At 61.7% G+C, this 24,095-nt stretch carries 21 protein-coding genes and 1 pseudogene; 16 read left to right on the top strand and 6 right to left on the bottom strand.

Going from position 1 to position 24,095, the window contains the following annotated elements:
• Positions 1 to 200: 200 nt before the first annotated feature.
• Both AC3WTM_RS00780 and AC3WTM_RS00775 read right to left on the bottom strand, forming a co-directional pair.
• The gene (locus AC3WTM_RS00780; RefSeq protein WP_102669151.1) at positions 201 to 1,721 is read right to left on the bottom strand and encodes a sensor histidine kinase; all 1,521 of its coding nucleotides are present in this window, start codon (positions 1,719 to 1,721) and stop codon (positions 201 to 203) included.
• Entirely contained in the window at positions 1,718 to 2,437 is a 720-nt protein-coding gene (locus AC3WTM_RS00775; RefSeq protein WP_057716342.1) for a response regulator transcription factor, read from the bottom strand. Before AC3WTM_RS00775 ends, AC3WTM_RS00780 begins: the two co-directional genes overlap by 4 nt.
• 63 nt (positions 2,438 to 2,500) lie before the next feature.
• Here AC3WTM_RS00775 and AC3WTM_RS00770 point away from each other — a divergent pair.
• The 4 genes and pseudogenes from AC3WTM_RS00770 to msrA all read left to right on the top strand — a co-directional run.
• Positions 2,501 to 2,597: pseudogene (locus AC3WTM_RS00770) on the top strand (outer membrane lipoprotein carrier protein LolA); the annotation flags it as partial.
• Between the two features lie 118 nt (positions 2,598 to 2,715).
• On the top strand, positions 2,716 to 3,234 hold the full coding sequence (msrB, locus tag AC3WTM_RS00765; protein ID WP_102669152.1) for a peptide-methionine (R)-S-oxide reductase MsrB: 519 nt from the start codon (positions 2,716 to 2,718) through the stop codon (positions 3,232 to 3,234).
• Between the two features lie 33 nt (positions 3,235 to 3,267).
• Positions 3,268 to 5,043 carry a cytochrome c biogenesis protein DipZ gene (locus tag AC3WTM_RS00760; RefSeq protein ID WP_102669153.1) on the top strand — a complete coding sequence of 592 codons (1,776 nt, stop codon included), beginning with the start codon at positions 3,268 to 3,270 and terminating at the stop codon, positions 5,041 to 5,043.
• Positions 5,044 to 5,073: 30 nt separating this feature from the next.
• Positions 5,074 to 5,781: a peptide-methionine (S)-S-oxide reductase MsrA gene (msrA, locus tag AC3WTM_RS00755; RefSeq protein ID WP_102669154.1), complete on the top strand. Its 708-nt coding sequence runs from the start codon at positions 5,074 to 5,076 to the stop codon at positions 5,779 to 5,781.
• Between the two features lie 9 nt (positions 5,782 to 5,790).
• On the opposite strand, the gene AC3WTM_RS00750 is transcribed toward msrA, so the two are convergent.
• Complete coding sequence (locus AC3WTM_RS00750) at positions 5,791 to 6,708, bottom strand: LysR family transcriptional regulator (protein ID WP_102669155.1); 918 nt, start codon at positions 6,706 to 6,708, stop codon at positions 5,791 to 5,793.
• A gap of 102 nt (positions 6,709 to 6,810) precedes the next feature.
• Here AC3WTM_RS00750 and AC3WTM_RS00745 point away from each other — a divergent pair, with 102 nt between their 5' ends.
• On the top strand, positions 6,811 to 7,986 hold the full coding sequence (locus AC3WTM_RS00745) for an aspartate aminotransferase family protein (protein WP_102669156.1): 1,176 nt from the start codon (positions 6,811 to 6,813) through the stop codon (positions 7,984 to 7,986).
• A 123-nt stretch (positions 7,987 to 8,109) separates the two neighbouring features.
• On the opposite strand, the gene AC3WTM_RS00740 is transcribed toward AC3WTM_RS00745, so the two are convergent.
• Both AC3WTM_RS00740 and AC3WTM_RS00735 read right to left on the bottom strand, forming a co-directional pair.
• Positions 8,110 to 8,610 (bottom strand): P-loop NTPase family protein, encoded by a 501-nt coding sequence (locus AC3WTM_RS00740; protein ID WP_102669157.1) that lies wholly within the window; start codon positions 8,608 to 8,610, stop codon positions 8,110 to 8,112.
• Positions 8,611 to 8,634: 24 nt separating this feature from the next.
• Positions 8,635 to 10,557, bottom strand: a complete 1,923-nt coding sequence (locus tag AC3WTM_RS00735) for an alkaline phosphatase D family protein (RefSeq protein ID WP_102669158.1) — start codon at positions 10,555 to 10,557, stop codon at positions 8,635 to 8,637.
• Between the two features lie 203 nt (positions 10,558 to 10,760).
• Here AC3WTM_RS00735 and AC3WTM_RS00730 point away from each other — a divergent pair, with 203 nt between their 5' ends.
• The 7 genes from AC3WTM_RS00730 (at position 10,761) to AC3WTM_RS00700 (ending at position 17,183) form a co-directional block, all read left to right on the top strand.
• Entirely contained in the window at positions 10,761 to 11,741 is a 981-nt protein-coding gene (locus AC3WTM_RS00730) for a quinone oxidoreductase family protein (protein WP_008050013.1), read from the top strand.
• A gap of 13 nt (positions 11,742 to 11,754) precedes the next feature.
• A complete protein-coding gene (locus AC3WTM_RS00725; protein ID WP_057716330.1) occupies positions 11,755 to 12,603 on the top strand; it encodes a TauD/TfdA dioxygenase family protein in 849 nt (282 codons plus the stop codon).
• Between the two features lie 114 nt (positions 12,604 to 12,717).
• The gene (locus AC3WTM_RS00720) at positions 12,718 to 13,770 is read left to right on the top strand and encodes a beta-keto acid cleavage family enzyme (RefSeq protein WP_090453201.1); all 1,053 of its coding nucleotides are present in this window, start codon (positions 12,718 to 12,720) and stop codon (positions 13,768 to 13,770) included.
• Between the two features lie 92 nt (positions 13,771 to 13,862).
• Entirely contained in the window at positions 13,863 to 15,194 is a 1,332-nt protein-coding gene (locus AC3WTM_RS00715; RefSeq protein WP_102669159.1) for an MFS transporter, read from the top strand.
• The gene (locus AC3WTM_RS00710) at positions 15,191 to 15,853 is read left to right on the top strand and encodes a DsbA family oxidoreductase (protein ID WP_102669160.1); all 663 of its coding nucleotides are present in this window, start codon (positions 15,191 to 15,193) and stop codon (positions 15,851 to 15,853) included. The genes AC3WTM_RS00715 and AC3WTM_RS00710 overlap by 4 nt, the downstream gene beginning before the upstream one ends.
• Complete coding sequence (locus tag AC3WTM_RS00705) at positions 15,850 to 16,176, top strand: Rieske (2Fe-2S) protein (RefSeq protein ID WP_102669161.1); 327 nt, start codon at positions 15,850 to 15,852, stop codon at positions 16,174 to 16,176. The genes AC3WTM_RS00710 and AC3WTM_RS00705 overlap by 4 nt, the downstream gene beginning before the upstream one ends.
• Positions 16,173 to 17,183, top strand: a complete 1,011-nt coding sequence (locus AC3WTM_RS00700; RefSeq protein WP_102669162.1) for a YeiH family protein — start codon at positions 16,173 to 16,175, stop codon at positions 17,181 to 17,183. Before AC3WTM_RS00705 ends, AC3WTM_RS00700 begins: the two co-directional genes overlap by 4 nt.
• Positions 17,184 to 17,320: 137 nt before the next feature.
• Here AC3WTM_RS00700 and AC3WTM_RS00695 read toward each other — a convergent pair whose 3' ends face one another.
• Complete coding sequence (locus AC3WTM_RS00695; RefSeq protein WP_102669164.1) at positions 17,321 to 18,355, bottom strand: AraC family transcriptional regulator; 1,035 nt, start codon at positions 18,353 to 18,355, stop codon at positions 17,321 to 17,323.
• A 356-nt stretch (positions 18,356 to 18,711) separates the two neighbouring features.
• On the opposite strand from AC3WTM_RS00695, the gene AC3WTM_RS00690 reads away from it, so the two are divergent.
• The 4 genes from AC3WTM_RS00690 to AC3WTM_RS00675 all read left to right on the top strand — a co-directional run bounded on the left by AC3WTM_RS00690 (position 18,712) and on the right by AC3WTM_RS00675 (position 24,092).
• Positions 18,712 to 19,278: an RBBP9/YdeN family alpha/beta hydrolase gene (locus AC3WTM_RS00690; protein ID WP_102669185.1), complete on the top strand. Its 567-nt coding sequence runs from the start codon at positions 18,712 to 18,714 to the stop codon at positions 19,276 to 19,278.
• 124 nt (positions 19,279 to 19,402) lie between these two features.
• A complete protein-coding gene (locus AC3WTM_RS00685; RefSeq protein ID WP_102669165.1) occupies positions 19,403 to 21,406 on the top strand; it encodes a DUF1302 domain-containing protein in 2,004 nt (667 codons plus the stop codon).
• A 41-nt stretch (positions 21,407 to 21,447) separates the two neighbouring features.
• The gene (locus tag AC3WTM_RS00680) at positions 21,448 to 22,806 is read left to right on the top strand and encodes a DUF1329 domain-containing protein (protein WP_057716322.1); all 1,359 of its coding nucleotides are present in this window, start codon (positions 21,448 to 21,450) and stop codon (positions 22,804 to 22,806) included.
• 194 nt (positions 22,807 to 23,000) lie between these two features.
• On the top strand, positions 23,001 to 24,092 hold the full coding sequence (locus tag AC3WTM_RS00675; RefSeq protein ID WP_102669166.1) for a WD40/YVTN/BNR-like repeat-containing protein: 1,092 nt from the start codon (positions 23,001 to 23,003) through the stop codon (positions 24,090 to 24,092).
• The last annotated feature ends 3 nt before the right edge of the window (positions 24,093 to 24,095 follow it).

The following is a 24,095-nucleotide window of genomic DNA, read 5'->3' as shown; positions in this document are numbered from 1 at the left end:
GCTCCCCTGTAGGAGCGAGCCTGCTCGCGATGGACGTTAACGATAACGCGTTCATTCCGGGTGTACGCGGTGCCCTTGAGACCATCGCGAGCAAGCTCGCTCCCACAGTGGTTTGGGTTGTTCGCAGATCTTGCGTACACCCACTCACCCTGTGGGAGCGGGCTTGCCCGCGATGGGGCCCTGTCAGGCTCCACAACTTTTCAGGCCTGCCGCGGGGTATTCAGGTTCATCGACCGTTCCGCCAAAGCCGAAGCGGTCTCCTCATCGATCGGTAACGAAAAACGGAACGTCGCACCCCGCCCCGGCACATCGATCAACTGAATCTCGCGCCCGTGCAATTGCAGAATGCGATGCACGATCCGCAACCCCAGCCCGCCATCACGACGTGCGCCGCCGATATTGAACGGCCGCAGGAACAACCCTTCGCGCAGTTCCGGGGCGATGCCGGGGCCGGTATCGCTGACCGTGACTTCGATGAATGAGCCTTGCGGGCGTAGGCTCAGTTCGACCTCGCCACCGGCCGGGGTATGGCGCAGGGCGTTGTCGAACAGGTTGGTCAGCACCCGCTCGATTAGCCCGAGGTCCGCGCAGGCCGCCGAGGCATTTGGTGCGAACGTGGCCTTGAGTTCGACTTTGCGCGCTTCGGCGGTGAGTTCGAATTTCTGGAAGATGTCCTGGGCCAGGTCAGTCAGGGAAAAGCGTTCCAGCACTGGCTGTACGAAGCCATGCTCCAGCCGCACCAGGTCCAGCAGCGACTGCGCCAGACCACCTACCTTGCGGCTCTGGTCCAGGGCGATGCCCAGATAGCGACGGCGGTCGGCAGGGGACAGGGTGGCGTCCTTGAGCGACAGGGTTTCCAGATAACCGTGCAACGAGGCCAGCGGCGTGCGCAGGTCGTGGGAGATGTTCGCCACCAGTTCGCGGCGCTCCTGATCCTGGCGGGTCAACGAGCGCCATTGCTCGCCCAGGCGTGTCTGCATCTGTCGGAACGCCGCATCGAGTACGGCGATTTCATCGTGGCTCGCGGCTTTTTCCACCGCGACGGGCAGGGCCGGTGTGACCGGCACCCCATCGATGTCGAACTGGCTGACGGTTTCGGTCAAGCGGCGCAATGGCCGGGTGATCAGGGCAAATGCGGTGAGACCGGCAATCAGGCACAGCAACGCCACCAGCCCGATGGACAACAGCGCGGTGTTGAGCGCTGCACTGGTCGCACCGCGTTCGGCCAGGCGGTCGTGGTCTTCACCGAGCAACACCACGTAGAGATAACCGGCCGGCTTGCCGTCGACCTTCAGCGGCGCAGCACTGAACACCTTGCGCGCATCGACGCTGCGCGGGTCGTCGCCGAGAATCGGCAGGGCATCGCCCCGCAACAGGCGCTGGATCGGCGCCAGGTCGATCCGCTCACGACGGATCCGGCCTTCGGGCGCGGCGCTGCCGACAATCTTGCCCTCGGTGTCCAGCAGGTACACCTCTACGCTCGGGTTGACCTGCATCAGCTTGCTGAACAGGTCACGCACGGCATTGGGCATCAGGCCCTGGGTGTCCATCAGCACCGTGTCGCGGGCGATGTGTTGCGCCAGGTCCCGGGACAAGCCTTGCACCACTTCCTGCTCATGCATCTGGTTGGAGCGCACCTGCATCCACGCCGACGTGCCGCAGCACACCAGCAACAGCACGGCGAACACCAGGGACAGGCGTTGCGTCAGGGTCAGCCTCATGGCTGCGGCTCCTCACCAGTGGCGAATTTGTAGCCACGGCCCCAGACCGTGAGGATGCGCACCGGTTGCGCCGGGTCGGCCTCGATCTTGGCACGCAGGCGGTTGATGTGGGTGTTGACCGTGTGCTCGTAGCCTTCGTGGCTGTAGCCCCACACGGCATTGAGCAGGTCCATGCGCGAAAACACCTTGCCGGGCTGGCGGGCGAAGAAATACAGCAAGTCGAACTCCCGGGGCGTGAGGTCCAGGCGTCGTCCATCGAGGGACACTTCGCGGGTGATCGGGTCGATGGCCAGGCCGTCGGTGAGCAGGCTGCCGGCGTCCATCTTCAGGTTGCGCGCCATGGCATCGACCCGGCGCAGCAACGCCTTGACCCGGGCCACCAGTTCAAGCATGGAAAAGGGCTTGGCCAGGTAGTCGTCGGCACCCAGTTCGAGGCCGAGAATCCGGTGCACCTCGCTGGAGCGCGCACTGGTGATGATGATCGGCGTGTAGCGGGCCATGGCGCGGGCGCGGCGGCAGATCTCCAGGCCGTCGACACCGGGCAGCATCAGGTCGAGGACCAGTGCATCCCAGTTGCCTTGCTGCAGCAGGCGCATGCCTTCATTGCCATCGGCGCTGTGCACCACCTCGAACTGCTCGTCGCGAAGATGCAGGCAGATCAGGTCGGCGATATGCATATCGTCCTCGACCACCAGGACGCGTTTGGTCTGTTCCATACAGCTCAATCCTTCGGCGCATTGTGCGTAATGCCACTACTGTAGGAGCGAGCCCTGCTCGCGATGGAGGCCAACGATGACGCGGGACACCTGACACCCCGTGGCGCCCTCAGGTTCTTCGCGAGCAGGGCTCGCTCCTACAGTTGTGGCATATGCATTGTGCGGGTTTTTCCGCGCCCGAGTTATCACGAATTGTTTAACTTCCCGTGAGGATTTGGCGATCACCCAAAGCCTAGGCTGTGCTCCATGAAACACCCCTGGATTTTTTGGAGGCGAGCATGTTTTCACGACGGCAATTTCTTGTAGCGAGCGGCGGGCTGGGGGTGGCAGCCCTGGCGATCGGCCTGTTGCCGAAGTTTTCCACCGGCTCGGCCTTGATCAGTGAAGCCAGCGCAGCGGAGGTATTCGAAGTGACCCGCAGCGACAGCGAATGGCACGCTCTTCTGAGCGATGAACAGTACGAAATCCTTCGCGAAGAGGGCACCGAGCGGGCCTACAGCAGCCCGCTGAACAACGAGCACCGCGATGGCACGTTCGTCTGTGCCGGTTGCGAGCTGCCGCTGTTTTCCTCGGCGACCAAATTCGACAGCCGCACCGGTTGGCCAAGTTTCTGGGCACCACTGGACAAGGCCGTGGCGACCCGCCAGGACCGTGCGTTCGGCATGGTCCGTGAGGAGGTTCATTGCCGGCGCTGTGGCGGGCATCTGGGGCATGTCTTCGATGACGGCCCGAAACCCACCGGCCTGCGTTACTGCATGAACGGCCTGGCGATGAAATTCGTGCCCAAGACGGTGTGATCCCCTTCCACTCACTTTTTGCAGGTAATCGCCATGTGGCTGCTGGTCCTCGCTTATCTCGGTGGTGTGCTGACGATTGTCAGCCCGTGCATTCTGCCGGTATTGCCGTTTGTCTTCGCCCGCACCGGGCAACCCTTCGTCAAAAGCGGGTTGCCGCTGCTGGTGGGGATGGCGCTGACCTTCGCGCTGGTCGCCACGTTGGCGGCGGTGGGCGGTGGCTGGGTGGTGCAACTCAATCAGTACGGGCGTTGGCTGGCGCTGGTGTTCGTGGCGTTGTTCGGTCTGACGCTGTTGCTGCCGCAACTGGCCGAGCGCCTGACCCGGCCACTGGTGGCGGCGGGCAGTCGTTTGTCAGAGGCGGCGGGTGCCGATGCACGGCCACGTCCCGGTACTTCGCTCCTGATCGGCGTGGCCACCGGCCTGCTGTGGGCACCGTGCGCGGGGCCGATCCTGGGCCTGCTGCTGACCGGTGCCGCGTTGCAAGGCGCCAGCATTCAAACCACCTTTTTGCTGCTGGCGTACGCCGCCGGTGCCGCCACTTCCCTCGCGCTGGCTTTGTTGCTGGGCGGCAAAGTCTTCACCGCGATGAAGCGTTCGATTGGCGCGGGCGAATGGCTGCGTCGCGGTCTTGGCGCGGCGATGCTGGCCGGTGTGGCAGCGATTGCCCTGGGTCTGGATACGGGGATTCTGGCGCGGTTTTCCACGGCGTCGACCAGTGGTATCGAGCAAGCGTTGGTGGAGAAACTGTCCGGCAAGTTGCCGCGTAACAGCGGGGCGATGATGGCGCAAAACTCGACCTCCGCCGGCGCGGTGCAAGTGGCTGACAAAACCCCGGGCACCTTGCCGGTCGAAGGCAACCTACCGTCACTGGAGGGCGCCGTGCAATGGCTCAACTCGCCACCCCTCGATACCCAGGCCTTGAAAGGCAAGGTCGTGCTGGTGGATTTCTGGACCTACTCCTGCATCAACTGCCTGCGCTCGCTGCCCTATGTGAAAGCCTGGGCCGAGAAGTATCGCGATCAAGGCCTGGTGGTGATCGGCGTGCATGCGCCGGAGTTTGCCTTCGAACGCGACGTCAGCAACGTCACCAAGGCCATGAAAGACCTGGGCATCAACTACCCGGTGGCCATCGATAACGAGTTCAAGATCTGGCGCGCCTTCAACAACGAGTACTGGCCGGCGCATTACTTTGCCGACGCCCAGGGACGCATTCGTTATCACCATTTCGGCGAAGGCGCGTACGCCGAATCGGAGCGGGTCATCCAGCAATTGCTGCGCGAGGCGGGGGCGGCCAAGGTCGCCGACGGGCTGATCAGTGCCAAGGCCGATGGCGTGCAAATGGCCCCGGACAAGGACGCCGTGCAGTCGCCGGAAACCTATGTCGGCTACCAGCGCGCTGAGCATTTCGTGCCCGAAACCGCGCTGGTACCGGACAAGGTTGCGGCCTACAACCCGCCGGCGCAACTGGCCATCAACGACTGGAGCCTGGGCGGCCAGTGGCATGTCGGCCCGGAGCGGGCCACCGCCAGCGCACCGGCCAGCCGCATCGTCTATCGCTTCCACGCCCGTGATTTGCATTTGGTGCTCGGCCCTGGCGCCGATGGCAAACCGGTGCGTTTCAAGGTGCTGATCGACGGCAAGGCCCCCGGCGATGCCCATGGCATGGACGTGGCACCCGATGGCAGCGGCACCGTGACCGACCAGCGTTTGTATCAACTGGTACGCCAGAGCGGCGGCGTGACCGACCGGACCTTCAGTATCGAGTTTCTTGATCCGGGTGCGTCGGCTTACGCCTTCACTTTCGGCTGATAACTGTTCAACGCTTCAGGAGTTCGCCCCATGAAAACACTCTTTACCTGGCGCCGTACCCTGCTGGGGCTGGCGGCTGCCGGCATCATCAGCCAATGCTCGGCCTTCTCTTTCGGCGGTGCCGAAAAGGCGGTCATCCTTCCACCGCCGGCCCTTGATGAAAGCACCCAGGCCCGCAGCGAAACCGCGGTGTTCGCCGGCGGCTGCTTCTGGGGCGTCCAAGGGGTGTTCCAGCATGTCAAAGGCGTGAAAAACGCTGTCTCCGGCTACGCGGGCGGGGCGGCCAATACCGCGCAATACGAGCGCGTCAGCAACGGCAATACCGGCCATGCGGAGTCGGTCGAAGTCACGTTCGATCCAGCCCAGGTCAGTTACGGCACCTTGCTGCAGATCTACTTTTCAGTGGCGCACAACCCGACCGAACTCAACCGCCAGGGCCCGGACAGCGGCACCCAGTACCGCTCGGCGATCTTTACCAAAAACGCTGAGCAGCAGCGGGTCGCACAGGCCTACATCACCCAGCTCGACGCCGCGCATGTCTTCGACAAACCGATCGTGACCAAACTCGAAACCTTCAACGGTTTCTACCCGGCGGAGGAAGAACACCAGGATTTCCTTACCGAACATCCGACCTATCCGTACATCGTGATCAACGATTTGCCAAAAGTGGCGCAGTTGAAGCAGCTGTACCCGGATCGTTATCAGGAACAGCCGGTGCTGGTGAAGACGGGGATGTAAATGCATGACCTATTCGGCCGAGGGGTGTTTGCCCCACCTCTGTACGGCGAATTCAACGAAACGCCGCAGTTTCGGCAAACGGTGGCGATCCTGGGCATAGACCAGGTGCATCGGCCGGCTGGGCGGACAGTAATCGGGCATCAGGGCCAACAGCTTTCCATCCTTGAGGTCCTGCTCGACCAAGGCGTCGGGCATCATCACGATGCCCATGCCGGTGCGCGCCGCTTGATGCAGTCCGGCGGAACTGTTGATCAGCATCGGCCCACCGACCCCCACGCTGACTTCGCCATCGGGACCGGCCAGGCGCCATTCCTTTTGCACCGATTGCCAGTCATCTCCGGCCGGATAGGCAAAGGACAGGCAGTCGTGATGGCGCAGGTCTTCAGGTGTTTGCGGAGTGCCGCGACGGGCCAGGTAGTCCGGTGACGCGCACATGGTCAGGGTGTAATCGATCAGCGGGCGGGCGATCAGGTTGGAGGGCTCCAGCGCCCCGAGGCGAAACGCTACATCAAGGCCGTTTTCCAGTAGATCCGGGCGTCGGTTGGTCAGCACCACGTCAAGTTTCACCCGCGGGTTTTGCCGGCTGAACTCACTCAGTGCCGGGGCCAGGCGCTCGGTCCCGAAGGTCAGGGGCGCGGTGATGCGCAAGGTGCCGCTCGGTTCGTCCAGAGCCTGCTCGGCCAGTCGCTCGGAATCGGCCACCAACCCCAGCACTTCCAGGCAGCGCTGGTAATACGCGGCGCCGAACTCGGTCAGCCGCTGGCGCCGCGTCGTGCGGTTGAGCAGGCGCACACCCAGCCGTTGCTCCAGGGCCTTGAGGTGATTGCCGACCATGGTCGTGGACATCTCACACTGCAAGGCGGCGGCGGTCATGCTGCCGGTCTCCACCACTTTCACGTAGACGGTCATTGCCTGGAATAAATCCATTATCAAGCTCTGCTTTTAAATGATTGAAGTTTTGCGGTGTTTATCCAGCTCTGGTGGCTAACCATACTGCAAAAACACCGACCCTTGCTGGAGCTTGATGTCATGACCGCCGCCTGCCTGATGAGCACTTACCAACCCCTGGCCTTGAGTTTCAACAAGGGCCTGGGCACTCGCCTGTGGGATCAGGCCGGTCGCGAATACCTGGATGCGGTCGCCGGTGTGGCGGTGACCAATGTCGGCCACTCCCATCCGAAAATCGTTGCCGCCATTACCGAGCAGGCCGGGTTGCTGCTGCACACCTCGAACCTCTACAGCATCGACTGGCAGCAACGGCTGGCGCAGAAACTGACCCGGCTGGCGGGCATGGACCGGGTGTTTTTCAACAACTCCGGGGCCGAAGCCAACGAAACCGCACTGAAAATCGCCCGGCTGCATGGCTGGCACAAGGGCATCGAGCAGCCGCTGGTGGTGGTCATGGAAAACGCGTTCCATGGCCGCACCCTCGGCACCTTGTCTGCCAGCGATGGCCCGGCGGTGCGCCTGGGTTTCAACAAGCTGCCGGGGGATTTCGTCAAAGTGCCGTTCGGCGACCTCGGCGCGCTGGACAAGGTGCAACAGGCCTTTGGCTCGCGGATCGTGGCGATCCTGATGGAGCCGATCCAGGGCGAAAGCGGCGTGCAACTGGCGCCGCCGGGCTATCTCAAGGCCGTGCGGGAACTGTGCAACCGGCGCTCATGGCTGATGATGCTCGATGAAATCCAGACCGGCATCGGCCGCACCGGCCAGTGGTTCGCGTTCCAGCACGAAGGCATCGTCCCGGACGTCATGACCCTGGCCAAAGGCCTGGGCAACGGCGTGCCCATCGGCGCTTGCCTGGCCCGTGGCAAGGCGGCCGAACTCTTCACGCCGGGCAGCCACGGCAGCACGTTCGGCGGTAATCCGCTGGCCTGCCGGGTCGGATGCACCGTGCTGGAGATTGTTGAAGAACAAGGACTGCTGGAAAACGCCCAGCGTCAGGGGGCGCGCCTGCTCGAAAGATTGCGCACAGAACTGGCGGGCAACTCGAACGTCTCGCAAATACGCGGCCAGGGCCTGATGATCGGCATCGAACTCAAGCAACCGATCCGCGACCTGAGCCTGATCGCCGCCCGGGATCATGGCTTGTTGATCAACGTCACGCGGGGCAAAACCATTCGCCTGCTACCGCCGCTGACCCTTGATGAGCGGGAGGTGGAGATGATTGTCAGGGGGGTGAGTGGTGTGGTGAAGGTGACTTGAAATACGCTCCCTGGGCACCGCAATCCTGTGGGAGCGAGCTTGCTCGCGATAGCGATGGGTCAGTCACCATTGATGTCGAATGTGCTGCCGTCATCGCGAGCAAGCTCCCACAGGTTTTGTGCTTTAACCGATGGGTAATATTGCTGCTTCTGAAGCGAAGTCGGTGATTTCAACCCGATTGGTCAGGCGGATCTTCGAGGCACCAAAGTCATCGAACATCCGCTGATGCGCCGCAAATCCACTTGAGTCGTCACGGGTGCGATAGTTGCTAGCCCACTCCAGCATTGCAACCAGTCGTTCGTCATCGTTAGCTTCCCGCCGACGAATGTTGGCAACGCAATCGACGTCATCGATACACGGCCAGATCAACGCCGTGGCCCGGTGGAGGATTTCACTGACGATCCAGCCGTAACCCCCTTCGATCACCCAGCGCTCTTCATCGGCAGCGATCCGCGCCATTCCCAGCGCTTCATTTCGGGGGCGGGGGATGCTGTGTTCGTCGGACAGCCAGTGAATCCGGTCGAGATCGGTCCAGGGCACACGCAGTTGCTCGGCCAGCCGCTGCGCCAGCCAGCTCTTGCCGGAACCGGAATTACCAATGATCAAGGTTCGGGTGAGGTTCATGAGCGACTCCGATCAATTGTGGGATCACTCGCCGCTTTCGGGGGGCACCATCCGCGTCCTCGGCGAGCCATTGGCGTTGTGCTGAAAAATGTCCTGCGGCTGACCTTTTTCATTAAAGAATACCTGGCCGATCCCCGCCGAGTTCCATAGCCGCTCACCCGCTTCGGCGTGTTCGGGCACGTGGGGCACGATGCGCATGCGTCGACGCTTGGTCAGCCAGTTCAACGGTGAGCGTGGCGAGTACAGCCAGCGGTTGAGGCGGTCGAACCACTCGAGCAGGCTGGGCGGGAATTCATTTTTGATGCCGCTGCTGGTGATCTGCCAGATGCGCGGTCCGGCCTTGCGGTGGCGGATCAGCACTTCGTAGACGAAGGAATAGTGCACATCGCCCGACAGCACCACGTAGTTACCCGGGGTGCGCGAGTGGCGGAAAATGTTCAGGATCACCTGGGCCGCGCCGCGATGGGCCATCCAGTTTTCCGCGTCCACCAGCAGTGGATAACCGCACCAGCTGAATACCCGCTGCACGGTTTCAATCAGTTTGACGCCGAAGATCGGTGCCGGTGAAACGATGATCGCACTCGGGTGGTCCAGCAGTTCCTGTTGCAGTTCGCTCAGTGCTTCCCAGTCGAGCAAACCGGAAGGCTGCTTGAGGTTCATCTCGCTGCGCCAGCGTCGGGTGCGGGTGTCGATCACCACCATGGCCGGGGTGGTCGGCAGCACGTAATGCCAGTGCTGAAACTTCAGCAGGTCACTGATCAAGTCATCCTGAACCGTGCTGTCGAGGTGAAGGTCGTGTGCGCTGGCGCTCAAGGCTCCGGACTTTTCCAGCAGGGTAGCGAACGCATCCGGGTTGTTGCCCCAGCCCTGGCACAACATGTACGCCAGCAGCGCGTTGCCAATGATGCGCCGGGAGAACGGATGGCCGTAGGCCGTTTCTTCCCATTGCGCGGAAAGGTTCCAGTCATCGGTGATGTCGTGGTCGTCGAAAATCATCAGCGTTGGCAGATGCGCCAGTGCCCGCGCGACGTTGCCCAGGCCTGCCCTGAAGGCATCGATGCGCGTCTGTTCAAGGGCGTAGCGTTTGAGTCGTTCCGGCGTCAGCGTCGGCGGCTGGGGCGTGATCAGGGTCCAGGGCGTTGGCGACCAGACCAGCAAATACATGGCCATGACTTCGGCGAAGGTCACCAGGTGATTGTCGGCACTGCTGCTGGTGAAAATCGGTTTGCGCGCCCCGCCGAAGAAGCGATCACGCAGGGTTTCGTTGCTTTGCAGTGCCGGCAACAGATCCGCACGGTGGTAGTAACTGGCCGGATGCTCGTAGAGCCTGGCGCTGTCGCTGACCACCGCGCCTTCGAGGTGTTCCCCGAACAGGCCCAGACGCTCGATCAAGGCGTGAATCGCCCGCAACATCGGCCCTGCGACATCGTCGGCGTAGACCTGATCGCCAGTCATCATCAGCAGTGCCGGGCGGTCCTTTGCCGCCTGTTCCTGGGCCAGCAACCGGTCGACGCACAGCAAGCCGTCTGTCGCCGGGTGATGAGGTTTGCGGCAAGAGCCGTGCAGCAACTGGTCGACCCGTGCGCGCAGGACGAAGTTCGGGCAATGGGCATCGCCATACAGCAGGTGCGGTGCCCAGTCGGCGATGCCTTTTTCTGTGCCATCGATCAGCAGGTCATAGTCGATCGATTCATCCAGGGGCAGGGCGCAATCGAGTTGTACATCGATCAAGTGGACAAAGGCATGAGCCCCCACCGCAATCACCGTGCATTGCCCTGCATCGAGTCGGATATCGCCGACGCCCTGCAAGCGCAAGGTCAGCGCCAGCGCCCGGGAACCCACCAGCCACAGCACCAGCCGCATGGGCTCAAGACGCCGCAACAGCGGGCCGGCCAGGACCGGCGGCAGGGTTAAGTGATCGTTGGGCAGTGGCAGTGCTTCGGACATCCGGGTCAAGGCTCTTGGGGCATCGAGGCGGGCGATGATAACGCAGGTGACGACCGGACCGGCTAGAACGATCCCGTTTCTGCCTGTCACCAAATGAAAAGCCATTGTCGTCTGATGAGAAGCGTCTCAACAGGCCTCGTCCTACAGTCCAATCAGCGCAATTCGATGCAACACGCCCATATTGCAGATTGGAGAATAAGAAAATGGCCAAAGCCGTACGCTTCTACGAAACCGGTGGTCCCGAAGTTCTACGTTATGAGGACGTCGAAGTCGGCGAACCCGGTCCCGGCCAGGTTCGCCTTCGTCATGTGGCGGTTGGCCTGAACTATGCCGACACCTATTTCCGTAACGGTACCTACCCGATTCCGATGCCCAACGGCATGGGCGTCGAGGCCTCTGGCGTAGTCCAGGCCGTTGGTGAAGGGGTCACCAACGTCGAGGTCGGTGATCGCGTCACCTACACCGGTTTCCTCAACACCCTCGGCGCCTACAGCACCGAGCGCCTGATCCCGGCCGCGCCGCTGATCAAGCTGCCGGAAACCATCAGCTTCGAGACCGCTGCCGCGATGACCATGCGTGGTCTGACGTCCTCGTATCTGATGCGCCGCATCTACGACTTCAAACCGGGCGACAGCATTCTGTTGCATGCCGCCGCTGGCGGTGTCGGTCTCATCGTTTCGCAGTGGGCCAAGTTGCTGGGCCTGAACGTGATCGGCACGGTTTCGACCGAGCAAAAAGCGGAGATCGCCCGGGCTCACGGTTGCGACCATACGATCAATTACAGCCATGAAGACGTCGCCGCTCGCGTTCGCGAACTGACCGACGGCGTGGGCGTCAACGTGGTGTTCGACAGCGTTGGCAAGAATACCTTCATGGGTTCGCTGGATTCGTTGAAACCCCGTGGCCTGATGGTCTGCGTGGGTACCGCGTCCGGCCCGATCCCGGCGTTTGACCCGGTGATGCTGGCGATGAAAGGTTCGCTGTACCTGACCCGTCCTGCCCTGGCCAACTACATCAGCGACCCTGCGGAAAAAGCCGCCCTGGCCGGCGAGTTGTTCGACCATGTCGGCAGCGGCCGGATCAAGATCGAGATCAACCAGCACTACGCCTTGCAGGACGCCGTGCAGGCCCATCGCGACCTTGAATCGCGCAAGACTACCGGCTCATCGATTTTCGTCGTTTAAGGAGCGGCCAGCCATGAAAGTCGAACAATTGACCTGCAGCATTGGCGCCGAACTCATCGGCGTCAACCTGGCCGACGCGGTGCATGACGATGGTCTGTTTGCCGAGATTCGTGCCCAGTTGCTCAAGCACCGCGTGGTGTTCCTGCGTGATCAGGACATCACCCGCGCCGAGCACGTGGCCTTCGCCCGGCGCTTCGGCGAGCTGGAGGATCATCCGGTGGCCGGCAGTGATCCAGAGCATCCGGGGCTGGTGCAGATCTACAAGAATCCTGACCAGCCGATGGACCGCTATGAAAACGCCTGGCACACCGACGCCACCTGGCGCGAAGCACCTCCGATGGGCTGCGTGCTGCGTTGCGTGGAATGCCCGCCAGTGGGCGGCGACACCATGTGGGCCAACATGGTCCAGGCCTATGCGAACCTGCCGGAAGACGTAAAGGTCAAGATCGCCGACCTGCGTGCCCGCCACAGCATCGAAGCGAGCTTCGGTGCCGCCATGCCGATTGAAAAACGCCTGGCGCTCAAGGCGATGTACCCGGACGCCGAACACCCGGTGGTGCGCACCCATCCGGAAACCGGCGAGAAGGTGTTGTTCGTCAACGCTTTCACCACCCACTTCAGCAACTACCACACCCCTGAGCGGGTGCGCTTCGGCCAGGACGCCAACCCCGGCGCCGGCGAGTTGCTGCGTTACCTGATCAGCCAGGCGTACATCCCTGAGTATCAGGTGCGCTGGCGCTGGAAGCCCAACAGCATCGCCATCTGGGACAACCGCAGTACCCAGCATTACGCCGTCATGGATTACCCGCCGTGCCATCGCAAGATGGAGCGTGCCGGGATTATCGGCGACAAGACGTTCTGATCGAACGCCACCTGCATCCGCACTCGCAGCATTCGCACTCGTAAACACGTCTGCCCGGCACGACCCCGGGTGGGCGGGACAATCATAAGAACTGGCATAAGAACTGGAGTAACCATGCAATTCTTCGACGATTCCCTGCACCCCGAAAACATGGAAAAGGTAGTCATTACCGTGGCCCCGTACGGCCCGGAGTGGATGCCGGAAGACTTCCCGGAAGACATCCCGTTGACCATGGATGAGCAAGTCCAGAAAGCGGTCGAATGCTATGAAGCTGGCGCCACCGTACTGCACCTGCATGTGCGCGAACTGGACGGCAAGGGCTCCAAGCGCCTGTCGAAGTTCAACGAGCTGATCGCCGGTGTGCGTGAAGCCGTGCCAGACATGATCATCCAGGTTGGCGGCTCGATTTCCTTCGCTCCGGAAAGCGATGGCGAAGCGGCCAAGTGGCTGTCCGACGACACTCGCCACATGTTGGCTGAGCTGACGCCGAAACCGGATCAGGTCACGGTCGCGATCAACACCACGCAAATGAACATCATGGAACTGTTGTATCCGGAGTACCTGAAAGGCACCTCCCTGGACAACCCGTTGATCCACGCCGCCTACAGCGAAATGACCGTGCCGGCAGGGCCGGCCTGGGTTGCCGAGCACCTCAAGCGCCTGATGGACAACGGCATTCAGCCACACTTTCAGTTGACCGGCATGCACGCCATGGAAACCCTCGAGCGCCTGGTGCGCAGGGGCATCTACAAGGGCCCGCTGAACCTGACCTGGATCGGCATCGGCGGTGGTTTCGACGGCCCGAACCCGTTCAACTTCTTCAACTTCATCCACCGCGCGCCAGACGGTTGCACACTGACCTCCGAATCGCTGCTCAAGAACGTCATGCCGTTCAACACCATGTCGATGGCCATGGGCATGCATCCGCGCGTGGGCAATGAAGACACTATCATTGATCACAAGGGCGATCGTTTCGGCTCGGTTGCACAGATCCAGCAAACCGTGCGCATTGCCCATGAACTGGGCCGTGAAATCGCCACCGGCAAAGAAGCCCGCGAGATCTACCGCATCGGCGTGCAGTACGAAACCATCGAAGAAACCCTGTTGGCCAACGGCATGGCCCCCAACCGCAAGGTTGGGCAGAAAGGTGTACCGCAACGCGGTTGACCTAGGGTCGGGGCGAGAGGCCGTGACCTCTCGTCCGCCTGACCGTTACACGCTTGATAAGAAAAATAAAACAAAGCTCTTGAGGAGGCTGCATGGCCTTTCACCCAATAGCCGCTGACGATGACGACTCCTGCGGAGTCGGCGTTGCGCGCCAATATGCCTGGATCGTCTTTGCCTTGACGTTCGGTCTGTTGATTTCCGATTACATGTCGCGTCAGGTACTGAACGCGGTATTCCCCCTGCTCAAGACTGAGTGGGCGTTGAGTGACGGACAACTGGGGCTGCTTAGCGGCATCGTTGCCCTGATGGTCGGCCTGCTGACATTTCCCCTGTCGTTGATGGCCGACCGCTTCGGTCGGGTCAAGAGCCTGGCGCTGATGGCTTTCCTGTGGAGCGTGGCGACCCTGGGTTGCGCACTGGCTCAGGACTACCAGCAGATGTTCATTGCGCGGTTCATGGTTGGCGTTGGCGAAGCCGCCTACGGCAGCGTGGGCATCGCGGTGGTGATTTCGGTATTCCCCAAACACATGCGGGCCACCCTGGCCAGTGCCTTCATGGCTGGCGGCATGTTCGGTTCGGTGTTGGGCATGGCTTTGGGCGGTGCGATTGCCGCCAAGCTGGGTTGGCGCTGGTCGTTCGCCGGCATGTCGCTGTTTGGCCTGGTGCTGGCGATGCTCTATCCGCTCATCGTCAAGGAAGCGCGCATCGCGCCACGACGTGCCGCGCAGATTGCGAACAAGACGGCTGCCGCGGTCAAGCGTCCGCTGCGCACGCTGTGGTCCAGCCGTTCGGTGGTGTCGACCTACATCGCCAGCGGCTTGCAGTTGTTCGTCGGCGGTACGGTGATGGTATGGATTCCCAGCTACCTCAACCGCTACTACGACATGCCTACCGACAAGGCCGGTGGCATGGCGGCAATCATCGTGTTGTGCAGCGGTGCGGGGATGATCCTGTGCGGCATGCTCAGCGACCGTCTGTGTCTGAACTCGCCGGAGCGCAAGGTCAGCCTGGCCATTGGTTTTTGTCTGGGCAGTTGCCTGTTGCTGTCGACAGCGTTCGCATTGTCGGCAGGGCCTGTGCAACTGGCGCTGATCTGTCTGGGCATGGCGATTGCCACCGGCACCACCGGCCCCGCTGGTGCGATGGTTGCCAACCTGACCCATTACTCCGTCCACGGTACGGCGTTCGCCACGCTGACCCTGGCCAATAACCTGCTGGGGCTGGCACCCGGGCCGTTCCTGACTGGCCGTGTGTCCGACCTCATCGGCCTGCATGCCGCTTTCCAATTAGTGCCACTGGTCAGCCTCGCGGCGGCAGCGGTGTTCTTCTATGCCAAGTGTCATTACCAAAAAGATATCGCCCGGCTTGAGGGTCAGAGCGTGCCTGAGCCTGTCAGTGCAGCCGGGGTAGAGGTGAAGTTGTGAGTCGTCGTTTACGTATTGATGTGTTTTTCGATTTTATCTGCCCCTGGTGCCTGATCGGCAAACGCCAACTGGAGCATGCGCAGGTGCAGTTTCGCAGTCGCCACCCGGATGTGCAGATCACCACGGTGTGGCATGGCGTGCAGTTGCTGCCCCAGATACCGGTAGAAGGTGAACCTTTCGCCGATTTCTACCGCAAGCGCCTGGGCAATGCCGATGCAATGACCATGCGTCAGAATCAGGTACAGCAGGCTGCCGGGGCGGTGGGATTGGCCATCGATCTCAGTCGTATCGAGACGATGCCCAACACCGCGGACGCCCATCGCTTGTTCGAGCGTGCCTGCGTACTGGGCAATGCCAGTCAGCGTGAAATGTTGCTCGAACGACTGTTCGCCGCTTATTTCCTGAGACGTGAAAACCTGGGTTGCCGTGAGACCTTGCTTGCCATTGCCCGCTCCTGCGGCGTCGTTCCGGATGGGCTGCTCGATTGCCTGAAGGGCGATGCCACGCCGTTTGAAGGATCCCCCGAGGCGACCAGTGGCGTGCCGAGCTTCAAGTTCGACAACCGCATGACGGTAATCGGCGCACAACCTGCTCAGGCGCTCCTCGCGGCCATGACCGAAGCCCTCAAGGAAAGTGATCGCGAGCGGCAGCCAGCATGACCCGGCGCATTCCCGTGCCTGCCGGTAAGCACCCGCAGGCCGGTGGCCGGGCGCTATTCGAGTTCGAAGACAAAAGCCTGGCGCTGTTCAACGTCGATGGGCAGTTGTTTGCCATCGACGACAGCTGCCCGCACCAGGGCTCTTCCCTATGCGGCGGGCGTCTTGAAGGTCGGGTGATTCAATGCCTCGCCCATGGTTTGCGCTTCGATTTGAACAACGGCTACCTGCTCAACTCCAGGCAGGTCAAAGTCACCAACTACCCGGTCGAGATCATCGACGGCCAGGCGTTTATCGTCATCGCATCCGAGGAGTCCGCGCCATGAGCGCCATTGCTCTTACCCGTATCCACACTCGCACGCGCGAACTGGCACCGGGGTTTATCGTCAGCCTGATCGTGGCCGCTGCCGCGTCGTTCTTGTCCGAGCACTACGGTGCGCCGGTCATGCTGTTTGCCTTGCTGTTGGGCATGGCCCTGAATTTTCTCGCCGATGACGGTCCCTGCAAGGCCGGTATCGAGTTCACCGCCCGCACGGTGCTGCGCATCGGCGTGGCACTGCTGGGCATGCGCATCACCCTGGAGCAAATGGCCGCGCTGGGCTGGAAGCCGATTGCATTGGTGGTGATCCTGGTGGTGGTGACCATCAGCGTGTCTGTGATCGCCGCCAAGGCCCTGGGCTTCCAGCGCCTGTTCGGCATGCTCACCGGCGGCGCGACGGCCATCTGTGGCGCTTCGGCGGCCTTGGCGTTGGCAGCGGCGCTGCCGAACCACCCGCAGAAAGAGCGAGCGACTCTGTTTACCGTCATCGGCGTTTCCGCGCTGTCGACTCTGGCGATGATTATCTATCCGATGATCGCCAACTGGCTGCAGTTGTCACCGCAGGTGGCGGGTGTGTTCCTCGGCGCCACGATCCACGACGTGGCCCAAGTGGTCGGTGCCGGCTACAGCATGTCGACCGAGACCGGCGACACGGCCACGGTGGTCAAGCTGATGCGCGTTGCGATGCTGCTGCCGGTGATCGTCACTGCGGCGATGATCACCCGCATGCAAGGCGCCGATCCGACCGGCAAGCGCCCGCCGCTGTTGCCGTGGTTCGCCGTCGGTTTTCTGATTCTGGCCTGCATCAACAGCACCGGATGGATAGCGCCTGCGGTGCAAGGATCGGTGAACGAACTGTCGCGCTGGTGCCTGGTGATTTCCATCAGTGCCCTGGGCATGAAGACCCGCTTGCGCGAGCTGGCAGCGGTCGGGATCAAGCCGATTCTGCTGATGGTGGGGGAGACGGTGTTCCTGGTCGTGCTGGTGCTGTTGTTGCTGCGCTGGGGGCTCTGAACGCGTCATTACTCATGGTTTATGGCAGGGCTGCACGGCGTTGACTCCTCATGCCGTGGGGCTCCAGACCGGTGCTACAAGCACCGGTCTTTCGCGGCGACTGTACCAGCAGTCGCCGTTTTTTTTGCACGCTCGATTCAGTGTTCTTTCGGGCCGGAGAGGGGTTTGGCGGTGGTTTGCTTTTGCGCACGCCACGTCGCCGGCGGCATGCCGAACTGGCTGATGAACCAGCGGGTAAACGAGCTCGCCATCGAGTAGCCGAGCATGTCGGCGATGCGGCTGAGGGAGTAGTTGGGGTTGTCCAGGTAACGCAGCACCAGGTCGCGGCGCACGTCGTTGATCACGTCGTTGAAGGCGCAGCCGTCGTCCTTGAGGCGGCGTTGCAGGGTGCGCACGTTCATGCCCTGACTCTGGGCCACCTGCTCAATGGTGGCACGCCCCATGGGCAACAGCAGGTAGATGGCCTTGCGCACCTCGAACAGCATCGAGGCGCCTTCGTGGTTTTGCAGCGAGTCGAGGTAGCCTTGGGCATAGCGGGCCATGGCCGGGTCAGCGTTGGGGTTGGTCATGTCGAGGCTGATGTCAGGGCAGACGATGCCGTTGAACTCGCTGCCGAACTCCAGGTTGCAGCCGAAGAGCCGGCGATGCAGGTGCAGGTTGTCCGGTGGCTGGTGCATGAAGTTGACGCTGTAGGGGTGCCAGTGTGAGCCCAGCAGGGCCGAGCACAGCCGGAACATTACACCGATGGCCAGTTCCGTGGCCTGGCGGCTGGGCATCGGCGTTTCAGTGACCACCTCTTCGCGAATGATCACCATCTTGCCGGCCTCCTCAATGAAGATGGCCAGCGAGTCATTCATCAGGTGCCGGTAATCCACTACGACCTGCAAGGCATCGCGCAGCGTGCGCTGGTGGCTGAGCAGCAGGCTGACCACGCCGAAGTCCGAGAGCTGGCGCGATTCGGCCATGCTCAGGCCGAAGGTCTGGCAGCCGCTGGCGGCGGCCGAGTCTTCCAGCAAACGGACGGCGGCATCGATATGGATGCGGTGTTCAGGGGCTTGCAATTGGGCCTTGCTCAAGCCGACAGCGGCCAGCACGTCGCGCGGGTTGAAACCCAGGTACTGGGTGACCTCCAGGTAGTTGGTCAAGACAGCGGCGCGAACAAGCTTGGTCATGCGAAAGTCTTCCCTGTGCCGATGGCGGTTGGCGTGAGCGTGGCGACTATATCCAGCGTATCAACAGTTGAACAGTTGTCATGTCGTTGATGGATTTCATGCCATACGGTCACCAATCTTCTACGCTGCATGGAGCCATCAGCGCTCATCCGTTGATTACAGTGACCTTGCGCCAACCTGCGGGGGTTTTCGACCAGTGGTCGCACTGTCCTGCTGTCCGACAATTTGTCATCAAAAGAAAAGTGCATGACGTCCAATGTAAAGCGCTTCGGGTGGGCGCTCTTTAATGTCGACACTACAAAAAGCCCCTGGCGAAAACAGCCAGTCGAGTTATCGAGAAAGCGAAGGTGTTGACCGTGGACAAACTGCAAACTGCCGCCACCATTCTGATCGTTCCGGGTCTGCGCGAGCACGTGGCCGAACATTGGCAAACATTGCTTGCCGCCAGGCTGAGCAACGTGCGCAGTGTTGCGCCGCTGGAGACCGACAAACTCGATTGCATGGCCCGTGTGCGGGCGATTCAACACGAACTCGAACAAATCGACGGCCCCGTGATTCTGGTGGCCCACAGCGCCGGTGTGCTGATGGTCGCGCACTGGGCTGCGCACTATAGCCGTCCGATCAAGGGCGCTTTGCTGGCCGCGCCACCGGACCTCGATGCGGTCTGGCCGTCAAACTATCCGTCTTCCGAAACCCTGCGTAGCCAGGGCTGGAATCCTCTGCCACAAGGCCCGCTGCCATTTCGCAGCATCGTGGCCGGCAGCACCAATGATCACCTGGCCAGTCTTCCTGCGGTCACCCGCTTGGCAGAAGGCTGGGGCGCCGAATTGCTCAATCTGGGCGATGTCGGCCACCTCAATCCGGCCGCAGGATTTGGCCACTGGCAGCAAGCTGAAGCACTCATCCTGGAGCTGGATCGCTAGTACAAGGAGCTGGACTGGCAGTACGCCAACCGGCATTTGCCCTAATTCCTTAAACGCAAACCCATCAATGTTTGCGCGAGGGCGGCTGCGCTTAAAACAAAGACAAAAAAGCGGAGACAACGCAATGCACAACAATAAGAGTCACGGCTTCACCGCTCCACGTTACACCTTGCTGGCCTCAGCCATTCTCGCGGCAACGGTACCTGCGGCCCATGCGGTCGAGATCGAGACGGGGAATCCGGACTGGAACGTCCGCGTGGATAACACCATCAAGTACAACTATGGCGTACGCACCGAAAGCGCCGACAAACGCATGTTGGGGACGCCGAACAATAACGACGGCGACTACAACTTCCGCAAGGCCGGGACCAACATCACCAACCGTATCGATCTGTTGACCGAAATGGACGTGGTCTACAAGAACGCCATGGGCTTTCGCGTCAGCGCCGCCAGCTGGTACGACAAGGCCTATGACAACACCGGCTCCAACTCCAACCCGTTCGTCAACGGCAATGGATCGACCTCGGGCCTGATCGCCAATGACCCGCGCCTGGCCGGGGTCACCCGTGACAACGTCGGCAACGGCAGCTCGCACCTGAGCAATTATGCCCAGCGCTACTACAGCGGTCCTTCGGGCGAAATCCTCGATGCCTTTGTGTTCTACAGCACCGAAGTGGGCGAAGAGTCGATGTTCAGCGCCAAGGCCGGTCAGCACAACGTGTTCTGGGGCGAGACCATTCTCAACCCGGTGCACTCGGTCAGCTATGGCCAGTCCGGCCTCGACCTGGCCAAGCTAGCCGCGTCGCCGGGTACCGAGGCCAAGGAACTGTTCGTTCCGCGTAACCAGTTGTCGATGTCGTTCACTGTCAATCCCGAGCTGACCGTGGGTGCCCAGTATTTCCTGAATTGGGATGCCGCGCGTCTGCCGGAAGCGGGCACCTATTACGGTGGTTCCGACCTGGTCGGCTTCGGCGCGCAATCGTTCCTGTTGGGCAACACCAACGCCGTGGTACCGGGCAGCCCGCTAGGTTGTGGCCTGGCGCCGTGCAACGCCTTGACCAATGTGCGTCGTGGCAAGGACCTGACTCCGCATGACAGCGGTGACTGGGGCGTCATGGCCAAATGGTCGCCGGCCTGGCTGGATGGCACCCTTGGCGTTTACTACCGCGAAACCTCGGAAATCCTGCCTCAAGCCTATCTGGACGCCAGGGGCATTACCTCGGCCAACCCGAACGGCACCCGTCCGGCGGGGCAAGTGCCTGCGGTGATCAACACCCTCAATTCGCTGGACACCGCCACCTATCAACTGGCCTATGCCGACAACATCAAGATCCTTGGCCTGAGCTTGTCCAAGGACGTGGGTGGCGTGAGCGTGGGTTCGGACCTGAACGTTCGTCACAACATGCCACTGGCCAGTATCCCGGCGATCGTCAGTACCCGCAGCCCGCTGGGCCTGGGGCAAGGGCTTGGTCTGCTGCCTGCACGTACGGACGCCACCGGTGTGGTCTATGACACCCCGAGCCGTGGCGACAGCATGAGCGCCACAGGCGACACCCTGCACTGGACGCTCAACGGTCTGATGACCCTGCCGAAAACCCCGGTGTTCGATCAGGCAACTGTGCTTGCCGAGTTGTACTACAGCAACCTGCTCAAGCTCGATAGCAAGAACGAAGCGCTCTACAAGGGTAAGGACAGCTATCGCGGCATCGACGCACCGACTCGTGACAACTGGGGTCTGGCGGTCAACTTCACACCGACCTGGTACCAGGTCTTCCCGGGTGTCGATCTCAACGCACCGATGTCCGTCAACGTCGGTCTCGACGGTGTGTCGCCGGTCTCCGGTGGCGGTGCCAAGGACACCGGCAACTATGCCGTGGGCGTGGGCGCCATTGTCTACAACAAATATTTTGTCGACCTGAAGTACGTGGACTCCTTTGGCGAAACCGACAAGTGCAACGTCAGCGGTGTGAGCACCGGCTCCAAGGGCGGTGACGGCTCCACCCCGAACGCCTTCAGCGGCAACGAAAACTACGCCTGTTACGCCGGTGGCTACTCGTCCTTCTCCGGAGGTGGTGCCACGACTGAGGACCGTGGCGCCGTGTACCTGACGATGAAAACAACATTCTGATTCACCACTGATTTGCTCAATGCAAGCAGGAGAATAACAAGATGAAATTTGTAAAAACCGTGTTGGCCGCTTCGCTGGCCATGGTCTTCGCCGCTCAGGCACAGGCTGCTGTTTCAACCCAGGAAGCTGCCAAGCTGGGCACCAGCCTGACACAGGTAGGGGCTGAAAAAGCCGGGAACGCTGATGGTTCCATTCCTGCCTACAACGGTGGCCTGACCACCCCGCCGGCCAGCTTCAAGGCCGGCGACAGCATGCGCCCGGACCCGTTTGCCAGTGAAAAGCCGGTACTGGTGATCGACGGCAAGAACGTCGATCAGTACAAGGGCATGCTCACGGCGACCACGGTAGAACTGGCCAAGCGTTTCCCGACGTTCCGTGTCGACGTGTTCCCGACGCACCGCACCGTTTCGCTGCCTCAAGCGATTCTGGATAACGGCGTGAAGAACGCCAGCGGCGCCAAGTCCCTGGAAGGTGGCCTGGCCATCGACAACGTGCTGCCGGGCATTCCGTTTCCGATTCCGCAGTCGGGCAACGAAGCGATGTGGAACTTCCTGTTGCGCTACCAAGGCGTCAGCATTAGCTCCAAGTACGACTCCTGGAACGTTGACTCCGCGGGCGTTCCAAGCCTGGCGACCACCGGGCAAGCGAACATCTCCTACCCGATTTATGAAAACCTCTCGCAGCCGATCAGCAGCGCCGACGTGTACTACCAGATGAAGCTGGCATACACCGGCCCTGCGCGCCGCGCCGGTGAGGCGATCATGCTCAAGGATGCTGCCAACCCGTTGCAGCAACCGCGTCGCGCCTGGCAGTACTTGCCGGGGCAGCGTCGAGTGAAACTGGCTCCGAGCCTGGCTTACGACACGCCAAACCCGGGTACCGCCGGTGCGGGCACCTACGATGACGTGTTCGTCTTCAACGGTGCGCTGGATCGCTACGACTGGAAGCTGGTGGGCAAGCAGGAAATGATCGTGCCCTACAACACCTACAAGCTGACCTACGTGCAGGATCCGAAGTCGCTGACCACCGCCAATCACCTGTCACCTGACTTCGTACGCTGGGAAAAACACCGTGTATGGGTCGTTGAAGGCAACCTCAAGGCCGGTGCTCGTCACATCTACCAGAAGCGCCGCTTCTACCTCGACGAAGACAGCTGGACCGCTTTGGCCTCGGATCAATATGACGCCCGTGGTCAGCTCTATCGCGGTTCCTTCGCTTTCCTGAGCCAGAGCTATGACAAGCAGGTTCCGGACTCCACGCCGTTCATGATCTACGACCTGGTCGGTGGCTCCTACAACATCAACGGCGTAGTCGGCCCTTACGGCGGCATCAAGTACATCGAGCCGCTCTCCAAGGCCCAGTGGTCTTCGGAGTCCCTGGCCGGCGCCGGTATTCGCTAAGCCAACCGCATTGTAGGAGCGAGCCTGCTCGCGATGGACCAGAGGGCGACGTGGGCATCCAGACAGCACGCGTAATCGTTCACGACCATCGCGAGCAAGCTCGCTCCTACAACGGCATGACCTGCAGGGCGCCAGGTTTAAACGTCAGGCACACCGATGTGTGGCCCGGCGCGGTTTTCCGAAGAGGACGCAGTATGTGTTCGTATAAAAATAATATTTTGCAGCTGGCGTTTGGCGTTGTGCTCGGCCTGTTGCAGGGCATCGCCCATGCGGCCGATTACGTCGATGTACTGGACCTGCCCGCCAGAGTCAGTGCCTTGGCGATAAACAGCCCGTTGTCCGGCATGACCCGCGCCGGCGGGCGTGTGATTGCCGTCGGCCAGCGTGGCCATATTCTGTTTTCCGATGATTCGGGAAACCACTGGCAACAGGCCGCCGTACCGGCCAGTGCCGACCTCACTGCGGTGAATTTTCCGACCACCACCCAAGGCTGGGCGGTGGGTAATGACGGCGTGGTGCTGCACAGCAGCGACGCCGGCGCGACTTGGCAGAAGCAACTCGACGGTCGTCAGATCGGCGCTTTGCTGGTCAAGCATTACACGGCGCTGGCCAGCGCCGAACCGGGCAATGAGCAATGGCCCCAGTTGGCCATGGAAGGCCAACGACTAGCCGATCAGGGCGCGGACAAACCGCTGCTCGGCGTCTGGTTCGCCAACGACAAAACCGGCTATGTGGTCGGGGTATTCAACCTGATCCTGCGCACCGACGACGGTGGCCTGACCTGGACGCCATTCCAGGACCGCACCGACAACCCCCAGGGTTTCCATCTCAACGCCATCGCCTCTACCGGCGACAGTGTGTACATCGCGGGCGAGCAAGGCCTGCTGCTCAAATGGGACGACAGCGCCCAACGCTTCAATGCGGTACCGACGCCTTATCAAGGCAGCTTCTTCGGCGTGCTCGGCAAGCCTGGCGAAGTGCTGATCTATGGCCTGCGCGGCAACGTGCTGCGCAGCACCGACGGCGGCCAGAGCTGGACCGCACTGGACACCGGCCTGCACGTCAGCATCACCGCGGGCCTGATCGATGCCCGTGGCGATTATCGCTTGTTCACCCAGGGCGGGCAGATGCTGGTCAGCCAAGGGACGGGCGCGCAGTTGCGTCTGAAGCAGCAACCGGCACCGACCCCGGTCGCCGGCGCCACCCAGTCCGCCGATGGCGCCTTGGTGCTGGCAGGCAGCCGTGGTGCCCGGACGCTGTCCGCCGATCCAGCCCTCGAACCCTAAGAG

It is taken from the genome of Pseudomonas sp. EU05-FHT14B02, assembly GCF_058791055.1.
Note: the sequence above shows the minus strand (reverse complement) of the source record. Positions and strands in the feature narration are given on the sequence as shown.

Bases quoted from the DNA above. Each gene is read 5' to 3' on its own strand.
- msrB (WP_102669152.1), top strand. From the start codon at position 2,716: ATGTTTTCACGACGGCAATTTCTTGTAGCGAGCGGCGGGCTGGGGGTG.
- AC3WTM_RS00715 (WP_102669159.1), top strand. From the start codon at position 13,863: ATGGCCTTTCACCCAATAGCCGCTGACGATGACGACTCCTGCGGAGTC.
- AC3WTM_RS00725 (WP_057716330.1), top strand. From the start codon at position 11,755: ATGAAAGTCGAACAATTGACCTGCAGCATTGGCGCCGAACTCATCGGC.
- AC3WTM_RS00720 (WP_090453201.1), top strand. From the start codon at position 12,718: ATGCAATTCTTCGACGATTCCCTGCACCCCGAAAACATGGAAAAGGTA.
- AC3WTM_RS00750 (WP_102669155.1), bottom strand. From the start codon at position 6,708: ATGGATTTATTCCAGGCAATGACCGTCTACGTGAAAGTGGTGGAGACC.
- AC3WTM_RS00685 (WP_102669165.1), top strand. From the start codon at position 19,403: ATGCACAACAATAAGAGTCACGGCTTCACCGCTCCACGTTACACCTTG.
- AC3WTM_RS00745 (WP_102669156.1), top strand. From the start codon at position 6,811: ATGACCGCCGCCTGCCTGATGAGCACTTACCAACCCCTGGCCTTGAGT.
- AC3WTM_RS00695 (WP_102669164.1), bottom strand. From the start codon at position 18,355: ATGACCAAGCTTGTTCGCGCCGCTGTCTTGACCAACTACCTGGAGGTC.
- AC3WTM_RS00735 (WP_102669158.1), bottom strand. From the start codon at position 10,557: ATGTCCGAAGCACTGCCACTGCCCAACGATCACTTAACCCTGCCGCCG.
- AC3WTM_RS00730 (WP_008050013.1), top strand. From the start codon at position 10,761: ATGGCCAAAGCCGTACGCTTCTACGAAACCGGTGGTCCCGAAGTTCTA.
- AC3WTM_RS00775 (WP_057716342.1), bottom strand. From the start codon at position 2,437: ATGGAACAGACCAAACGCGTCCTGGTGGTCGAGGACGATATGCATATC.
- AC3WTM_RS00740 (WP_102669157.1), bottom strand. From the start codon at position 8,610: ATGAACCTCACCCGAACCTTGATCATTGGTAATTCCGGTTCCGGCAAG.
- AC3WTM_RS00675 (WP_102669166.1), top strand. From the start codon at position 23,001: ATGTGTTCGTATAAAAATAATATTTTGCAGCTGGCGTTTGGCGTTGTG.
- AC3WTM_RS00680 (WP_057716322.1), top strand. From the start codon at position 21,448: ATGAAATTTGTAAAAACCGTGTTGGCCGCTTCGCTGGCCATGGTCTTC.
- AC3WTM_RS00705 (WP_102669161.1), top strand. From the start codon at position 15,850: ATGACCCGGCGCATTCCCGTGCCTGCCGGTAAGCACCCGCAGGCCGGT.
- msrA (WP_102669154.1), top strand. From the start codon at position 5,074: ATGAAAACACTCTTTACCTGGCGCCGTACCCTGCTGGGGCTGGCGGCT.
- AC3WTM_RS00780 (WP_102669151.1), bottom strand. From the start codon at position 1,721: ATGAGGCTGACCCTGACGCAACGCCTGTCCCTGGTGTTCGCCGTGCTG.
- AC3WTM_RS00700 (WP_102669162.1), top strand. From the start codon at position 16,173: ATGAGCGCCATTGCTCTTACCCGTATCCACACTCGCACGCGCGAACTG.
- AC3WTM_RS00760 (WP_102669153.1), top strand. From the start codon at position 3,268: ATGTGGCTGCTGGTCCTCGCTTATCTCGGTGGTGTGCTGACGATTGTC.